The organism is Streptomyces paludis (assembly GCF_003344965.1).
Lineage (GTDB): Bacteria > Actinomycetota > Actinomycetes > Streptomycetales > Streptomycetaceae > Streptomyces > Streptomyces paludis.
In genome coordinates this window covers 5,247,391-5,259,218 of record NZ_CP031194.1, presented here as the reverse complement: position 1 = coordinate 5,259,218, position 11,828 = coordinate 5,247,391, and the positions used below count along the sequence as shown (strand labels likewise).

Below are 11,828 nucleotides of genomic sequence, written 5' to 3'. Positions count from 1 at the left end.
TGGGGGTGGCAGATCGCAGCGTACCCGGGCCGCGCACACCGCTCGACGCGGGCGGCCGGGACGCCGTACGGACGGATGCCGTCAGGGCGGGCGGCAGTGGTACGGGCTAGCCTGAACCCGTCATCACGCTGCATAGAACGACAATCGCCGACAAGGAGGCGCACGACGATGGCGGCAGGCGCCCCCCGGGTCTTCGTCTCGCATCTGGTGGCCGTGCCGGTCTTTGACCCGGGCGGCGACCAGGTGGGGCGGGTGCGCGATCTGGTCGCGATGTTCCGGGTCGCGGGCCGGCCGCCGCGGGTGCTCGGGCTGGTGGTGGAGGTGCTCAGCCGCCGCCGGATCTTCCTGCCGATGACCCGGGTCACGGGCGTCGAGTCCGGCCAGGTGATCACCACCGGGGTGCTGAACGTACGGCGCTTCGAGCAGCGTCCGACCGAGCGGCTCGTCCTGGGCGAGCTGCTCGACCGGCGGGTGCGGCTGGTGGAGACCGGCGAGGAGGTGACCGTGCTCGACATCGCCGTGCAGCAGCTGCCGGCCCGCCGCGACTGGGAGATCGACAAGGTCTTCGTCGAGCGCGGCCGGAAGGGCGGCGCGCTGCGCAGGCGCGGCGAGGCCCTGACCGTCGAGTGGTCGGCCGTCACCGGCTTCTCGCTGGAGGAGGAGGGGCAGGGCGCGGAGAATCTCGTGGCCAGCTTCGAGCGGCTGCGCCCGGTCGATCTCGCCAACGTACTGCACCATCTGACGCCGAAACGGCGCGCCGAGGTCGCGGCGGCGCTGGACGACGACCGGCTCGCGGACGTCCTGGAGGAGCTGCCCGAGGACGACCAGGTGGAGATCCTCGGCAAGCTGGCGGAGGAGCGGGCCGCCGATGTGCTGGAGGCGATGGACCCGGACGACGCGGCCGATCTCCTCTCCGAGCTGCCCGAGGCGGACAAGGAGCGGCTGCTCACGCTGATGCGCCCGGACGACGCGGCCGACGTACGGCGGCTGATGTCGTACGAGGAGCGCACGGCGGGCGGGCTGATGACGACCGATCCGATCGTGCTGCGGCCCGACGCGACCGTCGCGGACGCGCTGGCCCGGGTACGGCAGCAGGACCTGTCCCCCGCGCTCGCGGCGCAGGTCTATGTGTGCCGGCCGCCGGACGAGACACCGACGGGCAAGTACCTGGGCACGGTGCACTTCCAGCGGCTGCTGCGCGATCCGCCGTACACGCTGGTCAGCTCGATCGTGGACAGCGATCTGCCGCCGCTCGCCCCGGACACCCCGCTGCCCGCGATCACCAGCCATCTGGCCGCGTACAACATGGTCTCGGCGCCGGTGGTGGACGACAGCGGGGCGCTGCTCGGCGCGGTGACGGTCGATGACGTACTCGACCATCTGCTGCCGGACGACTGGCGGGAGACCGGGTACCACGGGGTGGAGGGGACGGGCCGTGCCGGCTGAGCGACCGGAGCGGGACGGCGGCGGTGGCGGCGGCCGGGAGCGGGCGAAGGCCGGTCCCGTGAGCGGCGCGACGGCGCTGTCGCGCGGCGGGCGGCTCCGTCTCGACCAGCCGCGCCCGCGGCGGCCCCGGCTGCTGCCGGAGCTGCCGCAGTACGACGCGGAGGCGTTCGGCCGGCTGTCGGAGCGGGTCGCCCGGTTCCTGGGGACGGGCCGCTTCATCGTCTGGATGACGCTGGTCATCATCGTGTGGCTGGCGTGGAACATCCTCGCGCCGGCCGCGCTGCGCTTCGACCCGTACCCGTTCATCTTCCTGACGCTGATGCTCTCGCTCCAGGCGTCGTACGCCGCTCCGCTGATCCTGCTGGCGCAGAACCGCCAGGACGACCGGGACCGGGTCACGCAGGAGCAGGAGCGCAAGCAGAACGAGCGGTCCATGGCGGACACGGAGTATCTGACCCGGGAGATCGCTGCGCTGCGGATGGGTCTGGGCGAGGTCGCCACCCGTGACTGGATCCGCTCGGAGCTTCAGGATCTGGTCCGGGATCTGGCGGAGCCCGCCGGCGAGGAATCCGAGCGCTGACGGCTTTCGCCCGGCGGCAGGGGGCGCCGTACCATCTCCGTATGGCTACCGACACGTACGGAACCGCCGCCCCCGCGGAAGACGCGGTGCGCGCCGCGCTGGCGACGGTGAACGACCCCGAGATCCACCGGCCGATCACCGATCTGGGCATGGTGAAATCGGTCGACATCGCGGCGGACGGCGTGGTCGCGGTCACGGTCTATCTGACGGTGTCCGGCTGCCCGATGCGCGACACCATCACCCGGAACGTGACGGAGGCGGTCGCCCGGGTCGAGGGCGTCACGCGGGTGGACGTCACGCTGGACGTGATGGGCGACGAGCAGCGGCGAGAGCTGGCGGCCTCGCTGCGCGGCGGCACGGCCGAGCGCGAGGTGCCGTTCGCCAAGCCGGGGTCGCTGACCAGGGTCTACGCGGTGGCGTCCGGCAAGGGCGGCGTCGGGAAGTCGTCGGTGACGGTCAACCTGGCGGCGGCGATGGCCGCGGACGGGCTGAAAGTCGGTGTCGTGGACGCGGACATCTACGGGCACAGCGTGCCGCGGATGCTCGGCGCGGACGGGAAACCCACCCAGGTCGAGAACATGATCATGCCGCCGTCGGCGCACGGCGTGAAGGTGATCTCCATCGGGATGTTCACCCCGGGCAACACCCCGGTGGTCTGGCGCGGCCCGATGCTGCACCGCGCGCTCCAGCAGTTCCTGGCGGATGTGTACTGGGGCGATCTGGACGTGCTGCTGCTGGACCTGCCGCCGGGGACCGGTGATATCGCGATCTCGGTGGCGCAGCTCGTGCCGAACGCGGAGATCCTGGTGGTCACCACCCCGCAGCAGGCGGCGGCCGAGGTCGCGGAGCGGGCCGGCTCGATCGCCGTACAGACCCATCAGAAGATCGTCGGTGTGGTCGAGAACATGTCGGGCCTGCCGTGCCCGCACTGCGACGAGATGATCGATGTCTTCGGCACCGGCGGCGGCAAGCTCGTCGCGGAGGGGCTGACCCGGACGACCGGCGCCGAGGTGCCGGTGCTCGGCGGCATCCCGATCGATGTACGGCTGCGCGAGGGCGGCGACGCGGGCAAGCCGATCGTGCTGTCCGACCCGGACTCGCCGGCCGCCGTCGCGCTGCGCGGGATCGCGAGCAAGCTGGGCGGGCGGCAGCGCGGCCTGGCGGGCATGTCCCTGGGGATCACACCGCGCAACAAGTTCTGAGCGCCGTACGGGGTTTGCGGAGATATCGGTAAGGGGCGGTCGCCATGGCGACCGCCCCTTACCGATGCGCTGTCTACGCCGATACGGCTCTAGGTGTACGTCCTGATGTCGCCGATGACCGAGAAGCCGAGCCCGTACGCGCTCATCCCGCGTCCGTACGCGCCGAGATGGACCTCGCCCGCCGCCGAGCCGGCCAGCACCCAGCCGAACTCGGACTCGCGGTAGTGGAACGGGGTCGGCACCCCGTCGACGGGCAGCGAGAGCGCCGACCAGGCCGACCCGGCCAGATCGTCGGCCAGCTCGAAGGCGGCCTCCGTCTGCTGCTCCAGCCAGTCGTCGCGCAGCGCGTGGTCCAGCAGCGCGGGCCAGGTGGCGGCGAGCAGGCCCGACCCGGCCAGCCAGGCCGCCGAGGAGGCCGTGGTGGCGTCGAGCTGCCCCGTACCGTCGTCGGCCCGGTGGACCGGTCCGGCGCCGACGGTGACGACGACCGCGAAGCGTCCTCTGTCCTCGGCCGACGCGTCCGGTCTTATCGACGGCGGCTCGCCGTGGCCCGTGGCGCCGTGCCGCACCACACCGTCGGAAGTGGCGCCGACCTGCATGAGCCAGCGTGGTCCGGTGAACGCCTCGTCCAGTCCGTACCAGGCGAAAGGCGCGCGCAGATAGCCGTCGACCGTGCGGAGCGCCGCGGAACCTCCCTCGGCGTTCGCCGGCCCGGCCGCGTCCCGCGCACCTTCCCGACTCGTCGTCTCCACTGCCGGCGCCTCCTCGATCTCGTACGTCCGCAGCGGCTCGCCCCCTACGGGCGCCTCACTGCCGGACAGATGGAGGATAGCCACCCGTTACCGGCTCGCAGGGATTGGCCGGGTTCAGGTGGCGTCTGCGTCGAAGGGCGGGCGTTCGACCGGATCGGGCTTTTCGCGCTTCTTCAACAGGTCGGGAGTGGCCGTGGAGCCGGTCGTGACGGCGCCGTTCGCGGCGGCGGGAGTCGCGGAGGGCGTGAGGGACTTGACGGCGGGGTCCGGTGTGTCCGACACGGCGGATCCACTCTCATGGCCGTTGACCGCGTCAACCACGTCGTCCAGATCCTTGCGGAGATCGAAGCTGCTGCGGATCTCCTTGAGCCCCAGGTCGTCGTTCTCCAGGAACTGCTTGCGGACGAACGTCTTCGGGTTGAGGTCCTCGAAGTCGAAGTCCTTGAACTCGGGGCCCAGCTCCGAGCGGATGTCCTGCTTGGCGTTCTCGGAGAACTCCCGGATCTTCCGTATGAACCGGGAGACGTCCTGGATGACCTTGGGAAGCTTCTCGGGTCCGAAGACGAGGACGGCGATCACCACGATCGTGACCACCTCAAGGGCGCCAATGTCACTGAACACTCTGCTGCTCCTCGTGTTCTCCAGGCCCGCGGGTCGGGAGGCGGATCGGGGTCCGGGCCGCTCCACGGTACCTTCCGGACCTGTGCGGACGGTACCTTCGGGCGGCCACCTTCGGACGGCCGTCCCCCGGGCGGTCAGCCGCCGTCCGCGGAGCCCAGGGCCATCTTCATCGTCTGCTCCTTGCCGCCGCGCAGCAGTGTCAGCTCCAGCTGGTCGCCGGGGCGGTGCGCGCGGATCTTGACGATCAGCTCCTCGCCGCTGTGCACCCGCTGTCCGTTCACCCGCGTGATGATGTCCCCGGGCCGGATGCCGGCCTTGGCGCCGGGGCCGCCGGCGGTAACCGCCGGGCCGCCGTCCGCGGCCTTCGCGCCGACCTTGGCACCGTCGCCCGCGTACTGCATGTCGAGGCTGACGCCGATCACCGGGTGGGTGGCCTTACCGGTGTTGATCAGCTCCTCGGCGACCCGCTTGGCCTGGTTGATCGGTATGGCGAAGCCCAGGCCGATCGAGCCCGACTGGCCGCCGGCCAGGCCGGATCCGCTGTCGGCGGCGCGGATCGCGCTGTTGATGCCGATGACCCGGGCGCGGCCGTCGACCAGTGGTCCGCCCGAGTTCCCGGGGTTGATCGGGGCGTCGGTCTGGAGGGCGTCCACATAGCTGATGTCGCTGCCGTCGCCCTTCTCGCCGCCCGCGGTGATGGGGCGCTCCTTGGCGCTGATGATCCCCGAGGTGACCGTGTTGGAGAGGTCGAAGGGCGCGCCGATGGCCACGACCGGGTCACCGACCCGGACGTTGTCGGAGTTGCCCAGCGGGAGCGGCTTGAGTCCGGAGACCCCGGTGACCTTGACGACGGCGAGGTCGTAGCCGGTGTCCTTGCCGACGAGCTTCGCGCTGGCGGTCTGGCCGCCGCTGAACGTGACCGATATCTCGCCGGACGTGCCGGCGGGCTGGACGACATGGTTGTTCGTGAGGATGTGGCCGCGCTGGTCAAGGACGAAGCCGGTGCCGGTGCCCTGCTCGCCGCCGCCGCGGACATGCAGCGTGACGACGCCGGGCAGGGCGCTGGCGGCGATGCCCGCGACGCTCTCGGGGGCGCGGTCGGCGCTCTCGGGTCCCGCCTGCGGGAGTTCGACGGTCGTGAAGCCTCCGTTGCGCTCGACGTACGCGCCGACGACCCCGCCGAGCACACAGCCGGCGAAGGCGAGCAGCACGAGCGCGGCGGTGCCGACACGGCCCCGCCTGCCGCCGGGCTCGCGGTACTGCTCCCCGTACTGGGTGAGCGGCTGGCGCGGCACCGGGCTGCTCCAGGGGTCGTACTGGAACGACTGGGCGAACGGGTCCTGCCCGGACGGCGGCGGGGGCGGCGGCGCCGGGTGGGCGTACGGGACGTGCGGGGCCGGCGCGCCCTGGGCTCCGTGCGGCGTCCCGTACGCCGGCGGCAGCGCGGTGCCGTGCGCCGGGGTGGGCAGCTGTACGGGCGGGGCGGGCGCCCAGGGGCCGGGGCCGCCGTAGGGCGGGGTGCTGTACTCGTCGGGCTCGTGCAGCGGCCGGGGCCGCTCCGGCGGCGCGGCCGGAGCCCCGGCGGCGTCCGGAGCGAAGGCACCGGGGCCCTCAGCGGGTACGGTCACCGCGCCCGTCTCGGCGGCGGGATCCGTGTCCGGGCGCGGTCCGTTGTCGTCGTCGCCGTCGGTGGCACGCTCCGACGGGCTGTCAGCCGCGACGGGCACGGCATCGGCCGGCACGGCGTCCGTGGGTACGGCGTCGGTGAGCGGCGGCACCGAAGGCCCGCCGTCGCGCGCCGGCGGTACCTCGGGCTCGGCCAGTGTCCGTTCCACCGCCTTGGGACGGCTCCACCAGCTCGCCTTCGGTCCGCTGGGCTTCCCGTCGTCCATGTTCTCCCCGCACTGCCGTTCCCGCGCCTTCAAGGGTCAACCCCCGCTGGACGAGTAAGTCCGAAGTAGCGTCGTCCGCCCCTGGGGCGGGCCCGGCGGTGTCCGGTGCGTGCGATCGCAAGGCGCCGGGGTGCCCTCGTAGCGGAGCTACTAGGGCATTTCGGCAACGCGGCGAGCGTGCGTGCTGGGCGCCGCCGGGCAGACGGGACTTCGGACTTACTCGTCCAGGGATTCAACCAGGTTTACGAAGACTCCCGCAGGGAGCGGTCTCAGCGGTTGGCCGAAAGGGGCGCGGTCGGCAGCGTCGGGGCCGCGAGCTGGGTGGGCCGGGGCGTGGTCGTCGGGCCCACGTCGTCGGTCGCGTCGAGCTGGAGGGCCGAGCCCGTGGGCTGTATCCACAGCGCCGCCGAGGAGCCGCTCGGATCGCCCGTCGCGTACACCTGCTCGGAGAGCGTCCGCACCCCGGACGAACCGGGGGGCGCGGCCGGGGTCGCCCGGGAGACGGACTGCGGGGCCATACCGCTCCCACTGCCGCTGTTTCCGCCGCCTCCGCCCTGGCGCCTGGCGCTCTCGCCGCTGACGGGTGCCGGGGATGTGGTGCCGGGGGCCCGCATGGGGGTCACACTGTTGCCCGCGCCGCGCGGCAGGACATCGGCGGCGGTGCCCAGGGGCAGCGTCCCGCCGAGGGCCATCGCGGCGAAGGAGACCGCGCTGGCGGCGGCGAAGGCGAAGCGCCGGCCGCGCCAGGGCGAGCGCTCGGCGTCCTGGCGGCCGACCTCGTGGATACGGAACCCGGAGCCGCCGGGCAGCGCCGCGGCATGGGCGCCCGCCGGGGCGTAGCCGAAGCCGTCCGTGCGCACCCCGAAGACCCCCTCACCGAAGCGTCCCCCGTCGAACAGCCCTCTTCCGTTGTCGTCGTCCCCCGCGCCGGGGCCCTGGCCGGGCAGTCCGTGCAGCCGGGCGAGCAGCCCGGCGGACGGCAGCGGCGGGGCGGTCTGCGCGAAGACGCTCTTGAGTCTGCGCTGCGCGTCGGCCTCCGCCTTGCATTTGGCACAGGTGGCGAGATGGGCCAGCACACGCTCGCGCGCGTCATGGTCCAGCTCTCCGTCCACCAGCGCCGCGAGTCGGTCCCCCAGATGCTGCTCGGCGGGGCTCTGGCTGGCACCGCTCACGCCGGTCCGCCCTCTCCCGCCAGAAGAGGACCTGTCGCGCCCGGACCCACCACGCCCGCGAACGCGCGCTGCTCCGCCCTGGCCTCGGGCGAACGGTGCTTCAGCGCCTTGCGCAGATGGGACCGGCCGCGGTGGATGCGGCTGCGGACCGTACCGAGCTTCACGCCGAGTGTGGCCGCGATCTCCTCGTACGAGAGGCCCTCGATGTCGCAGAGCACCACCGCCGCCCGGAATTCGGGCGCGAGGGTGTCCAGCGCCTGCTGGACGTCCGCGTCGAAGTGCGTGTCGTGGAAGACCTGCTGCGGCGACGGCTCGCGGCTCGGCAGCCGCTCCGCGGCGTCGTCGCCGAGCGCGTCGAACCGGATCCGCTGCTTGCGGCGGACCATGTCGAGGAAGAGATTGGTGGTGATGCGGTGCAGCCAGCCCTCGAAGGTGCCGGGGGTGTAGGTCGACAGCGAGCGGAAGACCCGGACGAACACTTCCTGGGTCAGATCCTCGGCGTCGTGCTGGTTGCCCGTGAGGCGGTAGGCGAGGCGGTAGACGCGTCCGCTGTGTGTGCTGACGATCTCCTCCCAGCTGGGAGGCGTCCACGCCTGCGATTCCGCATCCGATGCGAAGGTCGCGGTCATTGCGGAGTCGTTGGAGCGAGAACGGTCAGCAGACTTGGTCACGGATTTCGGCTCACCGGCCGACCTGAGAAGACGCCTGAGCACTCCTCCCCGGTCCACAGGCGCAGCCGCACCTCCCCTATCGGCTCTGGTGGTGTCCAGTGGAGCCCCTACCATAGCCACTCCGCCCGTTAGCTCCGGATAAGAATCTTTACGCGAATTTGGGTCCGGTCCCCGGTCCTGGCGATGGTCCTGATCCCGGATTGCGCGCCGTGCTTCCCGCTCTTCTCAACGCCCGGTCCCATCTGCGGGTTCCCGGGTGCAGCGGATACAGTCACCGTTGCGCCGCCAACGGGACAAGGAGAGGGTCATTACCGCCAACCGGCAGACGAGCTGGGCGTTCGCCGACGCCTTTGTCGCCGAGGACGAAGCACTGCACTGGGCCCGGGACCGGGCCCGCGAGTCAGGGCTCCGCTCGGTGTCACCAGGCACTGGCGCCGCGCTGCGTCTGCTCGCTGCCACGCTGGACGCGAAGTCCGTGGCGGAGATCGGGACGGGGACCGGTGTCTCGGGGACGTATCTGCTCCAGGGCATGCGGCCGGACGGCGTGCTGACCACGGTCGACACCGAACCGGACCGCCAGCAGTTCGCCCGGCAGGCGTTCCGCGCCGCCGGCTTCGCCGGGAACCGCGCGCGGTTCATCCCCGGCGGGGCGCTGGACGTGCTGCCGCGACTCGCGGACGGCGGCTACGACCTCGTGTTCTGCGACGGCGACCGGCTGGAGTCGCTGGAGTACCTCGCCGAATCGCTTCGGCTGCTGCGGCCCGGCGGGCTCGTCTGCTTCGAGGGCGTCTTCTCCAACGGCCGGACGGTCGACTCGGGGGCCCAGCCCGCGGAGGTGCTGCGGGTGCGCGAGCTGCTGCGGGCCGTACGGGAGAGCCAGGACCTCCAGTCCACGCTGCTGCCGGTGGGCGACGGGCTGCTCTGCGCGGTACGCCGCTGAGCCTTACGCCGCCGAAACAGACCTCTGCCCCGGCACGGACGAATCCGTACCGGGGCAGAAGTCTGTCTGCGCTGGGGCGTCGCAACGCCCCGAAGACAGTGAGGCCCTGACCTCAACCGTTCCGCTCAGCCGACGACCTTCTTCAGCGCGTCGCCGAGCGCCTCCGCCTCGTCCGGAGTCAGCTCGACGACAAGCCGACCGCCGCCTTCGAGCGGAACGCGCATGACGATGCCCCGCCCCTCCTTGGTCACCTCGAGCGGGCCGTCGCCCGTTCGCGGCTTCATGGCCGCCATGCTCGTTCCCCTTCCTGAAACCAGCTCATCGCAGCCGGCTGCCCCATAACAGGCGCTGTGTCACCGGCATCGAACACATTGCTTCCAGCTCATTATCCCGCATGGCGGGACCCGATGACCAACATCGGTTCGCATCGCTTACGCAACGCGCTCTCGCAAAACCACCCAATTCGGCGATCCGGCTGCGATACTTCGCCGCCGCGCGCTCCGCCGGCACCCCACTTTCTTAGACGCAGGTCACATGCCCGTCGTCCAAGATCTCCGCCATGCTGGGGCCGGACAGGACCTGCCCGAGCCGCGAAGGGACCCGATCATGGCCGACACCGTGCTCTACGACGTGAGTGACGGACTCGCGACGATCACGATCAACCGCCCCGAAGCCATGAACGCGATGAACACGGCCGCCAAGACCGCCCTGCGGGACGCGCTGGCCGCCGCGGGCGCCGACTCCGCCGTACGGGGCGTACTGCTGACCGCGGCCGGGGACCGGGCCTTCTGCGTCGGCCAGGACCTCAAGGAGCACACGGCGCTCCTGGAGGCCGACCGGCGGGACGGTACGGGCGCCACGATGAGCACCGTACGCGAGCACTACAACCCGATCCTGCGGGCGATCACCGAGATGCCCAAGCCGGTGGTGGCCGGGGTCAACGGCGTCGCGGCCGGCGCGGGCATGGGCTTCGCGCTGGCCGCCGACCACCGGGTCGTGGCGGACACCGCCGCGTTCAACACGTCCTTCGCCGGGGTGGCCCTCACGGCGGACTCCGGGGTCTCCTGGACGCTCCCCCGCCTCGTCGGCCACGGCCGCGCCACCGATCTGCTGCTCTTCCCGCGCTCGGTGCCGGCGGCCGAGGCGTACGCCTGGGGCATGGCCGACCGGCTGGTCCCGGCGGCGGACCTGGCGGCCGAGGCGTACGCGGTGGCCCGCGCGCTCGCCTCGGGGCCCACGGCGGCGTACGCGGCGATCAAGGAGTCCCTGGCGTACGGGGCGGAGCACTCGCTGGCCGAGACGCTGGTGAAGGAGGACGAACTCCAGACCCGGGCGGGCTCGTCCGAGGACCATGTGATCGCCGTACGGTCCTTCCTGGCGAAGGAGAAGCCGCGCTACGTGGGCCGCTGAGGGCCCGGCCGCCCCTGGACGGTCAGGGCGCCCGTCCGGGCCGCGCAGTCCGCCAGGTGGTCGTTGACCAGGCCGCACGCCTGCATCAGGGCGTACGCCGTGGTCGGGCCCACGAACCGGACGCCGCGCTTCTTGAGCGCCTTCGCCAGGGCCGTGGACGCGTCGGTGATCGCCGGGATGTCGGCGGTCGTCCGGGGCGCGGGGAGCGGCGGGTCGGGGGCGTACGACCAGATCAGCTCGTCCAGTTCACCGGCGGACCAGTCCGCGAGGACCCGGGCGTTGGCGAGGGTCGCGTCGACCTTGGCGCGGTTGCGGATGATGCCCGGGTCGGCGAGCAGCCGCTCCCGGTCCGTGTCGGTGAACTCCGCCACGGCCGCGATGCCGAACGACGCGAAGGCCGTACGGAAGGTCTCACGCCGGCGCAGGATCGTGATCCAGGACAGCCCGGACTGGAAGGCTTCCAGGCAGAGCCGTTCGAAGAGGGCGTCGTCGCCGTGGACCGGCCGCCCCCACTCCTCGTCGTGGTACGCGAGGTAGTCCTCGGCCGACAGCCCCCACGGACAGCGCGGCCGTCCGTCGGGGCCGGCCACGGCCGCGCCGTCGCTCATCGGCCGCTCTCCTCGCCGGGCTTCTTGAACAGGTCCGGCGAGGAGACGGCCGTGGCCTGCGCGCCCGCCAGCTCCGCCGACAGCTCGGCGATCCGCGCGTCCCGCTCGGCCAGTTCGGCGCCGAGCCGGCCGAGTACCTCGTCGACGTCCGCCATCCGGTAGCCGCGCACGGCGACCGGCAGCCGCAGCGCCTCGATGTCCGCGCGGCCGACCGGCCGCGTCACGGGCAGCGGATCCACCAGCCGCTCCGGCGGCACATCCGGCAGGACCTCGCTGTCGCCCCCGCCGACGACCGCGAGTGTGACCGCGGCGACGACGATGACCATCGCGATGAGCAAGAACAAGAACACGAGCTTCTCCCCGGGCAGGCAACGTCCGATCAGGAAACGGAAACGTCCGGTGCCGATCGTGCCACGATCCGCCGACAAGGGGCGCGGCCACGGTCCCCGGACCCACTCCTCTAAGCCCGACCGTCACATGGGGGGTGGGTGAAGGAGCGGGGGCTGGTGCGTGCAGCTGCAAGGCGGAGGAGGG

General features: G+C 72.2%; 13 protein-coding genes. 5 read left to right on the top strand and 8 right to left on the bottom strand.

The window, feature by feature from the left end; all coding sequences use genetic code 11:
- Positions 1–168 precede the first annotated feature (168 nt).
- Genes DVK44_RS23295 through DVK44_RS23285 form a run of 3 tightly spaced genes read left to right on the top strand, consistent with a single transcriptional unit; the run spans position 169 to position 3,228 of the window.
- On the top strand, positions 169–1,446 hold the full coding sequence (locus DVK44_RS23295) for a magnesium transporter MgtE N-terminal domain-containing protein (RefSeq protein ID WP_114661424.1): 1,278 nt from the start codon (positions 169–171) through the stop codon (positions 1,444–1,446).
- Positions 1,436–2,026 (top strand): DUF1003 domain-containing protein, encoded by a 591-nt coding sequence (locus tag DVK44_RS23290; protein ID WP_228447334.1) that lies wholly within the window; start codon positions 1,436–1,438, stop codon positions 2,024–2,026. Before DVK44_RS23295 ends, DVK44_RS23290 begins: the two co-directional genes overlap by 11 nt.
- Before the next feature lie 41 nt (positions 2,027–2,067).
- Entirely contained in the window at positions 2,068–3,228 is a 1,161-nt protein-coding gene (locus tag DVK44_RS23285; protein ID WP_114661422.1) for an Mrp/NBP35 family ATP-binding protein, read from the top strand.
- An 89-nt stretch (positions 3,229–3,317) separates the two neighbouring features.
- Here the strand turns inward: DVK44_RS23285 and DVK44_RS23280 are convergent, their stop codons facing one another.
- From DVK44_RS23280 to sigE, 5 genes are all read right to left on the bottom strand, one after another.
- Entirely contained in the window at positions 3,318–3,980 is a 663-nt protein-coding gene (locus tag DVK44_RS23280; protein ID WP_181957664.1) for a hypothetical protein, read from the bottom strand.
- A gap of 114 nt (positions 3,981–4,094) precedes the next feature.
- Positions 4,095–4,601 (bottom strand): sec-independent translocase, encoded by a 507-nt coding sequence (locus DVK44_RS23275; RefSeq protein WP_114661421.1) that lies wholly within the window; start codon positions 4,599–4,601, stop codon positions 4,095–4,097.
- Positions 4,602–4,735: 134 nt separating this feature from the next.
- Complete coding sequence (locus DVK44_RS23270; RefSeq protein ID WP_114661420.1) at positions 4,736–6,493, bottom strand: trypsin-like peptidase domain-containing protein; 1,758 nt, start codon at positions 6,491–6,493, stop codon at positions 4,736–4,738.
- Between the two features lie 269 nt (positions 6,494–6,762).
- Positions 6,763–7,665 (bottom strand): zf-HC2 domain-containing protein, encoded by a 903-nt coding sequence (locus tag DVK44_RS23265; RefSeq protein ID WP_114661419.1) that lies wholly within the window; start codon positions 7,663–7,665, stop codon positions 6,763–6,765.
- Complete coding sequence (sigE, locus tag DVK44_RS23260) at positions 7,662–8,450, bottom strand: RNA polymerase sigma factor SigE (protein ID WP_114661418.1); 789 nt, start codon at positions 8,448–8,450, stop codon at positions 7,662–7,664. The genes DVK44_RS23265 and sigE overlap by 4 nt, the downstream gene beginning before the upstream one ends.
- A 163-nt stretch (positions 8,451–8,613) precedes the next feature.
- Between sigE and DVK44_RS23255 the strand changes: the two genes are divergently transcribed.
- On the top strand, positions 8,614–9,276 hold the full coding sequence (locus DVK44_RS23255; protein ID WP_114661417.1) for an O-methyltransferase: 663 nt from the start codon (positions 8,614–8,616) through the stop codon (positions 9,274–9,276).
- Between the two features lie 125 nt (positions 9,277–9,401).
- On the opposite strand, the gene DVK44_RS23250 is transcribed toward DVK44_RS23255, so the two are convergent.
- Complete coding sequence (locus DVK44_RS23250; RefSeq protein ID WP_009997451.1) at positions 9,402–9,569, bottom strand: DUF3117 domain-containing protein; 168 nt, start codon at positions 9,567–9,569, stop codon at positions 9,402–9,404.
- Positions 9,570–9,882: 313 nt separating this feature from the next.
- On the opposite strand from DVK44_RS23250, the gene chcB reads away from it, so the two are divergent.
- Positions 9,883–10,686, top strand: coding sequence for a 2-cyclohexenylcarbonyl CoA isomerase (gene chcB, locus DVK44_RS23245; RefSeq protein WP_114661416.1), 804 nt, complete (start codon positions 9,883–9,885; stop codon positions 10,684–10,686).
- On the opposite strand, the gene DVK44_RS23240 is transcribed toward chcB, so the two are convergent.
- Together DVK44_RS23240 and DVK44_RS23235 are read right to left on the bottom strand one after the other, a co-directional pair.
- Positions 10,671–11,294 carry a DNA-3-methyladenine glycosylase I gene (locus DVK44_RS23240; protein ID WP_114661415.1) on the bottom strand — a complete coding sequence of 208 codons (624 nt, stop codon included), beginning with the start codon at positions 11,292–11,294 and terminating at the stop codon, positions 10,671–10,673. The genes chcB and DVK44_RS23240 overlap by 16 nt on opposite strands.
- Positions 11,291–11,644, bottom strand: coding sequence for a DivIVA domain-containing protein (locus DVK44_RS23235; RefSeq protein ID WP_114665378.1), 354 nt, complete (start codon positions 11,642–11,644; stop codon positions 11,291–11,293). Before DVK44_RS23235 ends, DVK44_RS23240 begins: the two co-directional genes overlap by 4 nt.
- Positions 11,645–11,828 lie beyond the last annotated feature (184 nt).

Coding starts and splice junctions, on each gene's coding strand:
- DVK44_RS23295 (WP_114661424.1), top strand. CDS start 169: ATGGCGGCAGGCGCCCCCCGGGTCTTCGTCTCGCATCTGGTGGCCGTG.
- DVK44_RS23285 (WP_114661422.1), top strand. CDS start 2,068: ATGGCTACCGACACGTACGGAACCGCCGCCCCCGCGGAAGACGCGGTG.
- DVK44_RS23270 (WP_114661420.1), bottom strand. CDS start 6,493: ATGGACGACGGGAAGCCCAGCGGACCGAAGGCGAGCTGGTGGAGCCGT.
- sigE (WP_114661418.1), bottom strand. CDS start 8,450: ATGGTAGGGGCTCCACTGGACACCACCAGAGCCGATAGGGGAGGTGCG.
- DVK44_RS23250 (WP_009997451.1), bottom strand. CDS start 9,569: ATGGCGGCCATGAAGCCGCGAACGGGCGACGGCCCGCTCGAGGTGACC.
- chcB (WP_114661416.1), top strand. CDS start 9,883: ATGGCCGACACCGTGCTCTACGACGTGAGTGACGGACTCGCGACGATC.
- DVK44_RS23240 (WP_114661415.1), bottom strand. CDS start 11,294: ATGAGCGACGGCGCGGCCGTGGCCGGCCCCGACGGACGGCCGCGCTGT.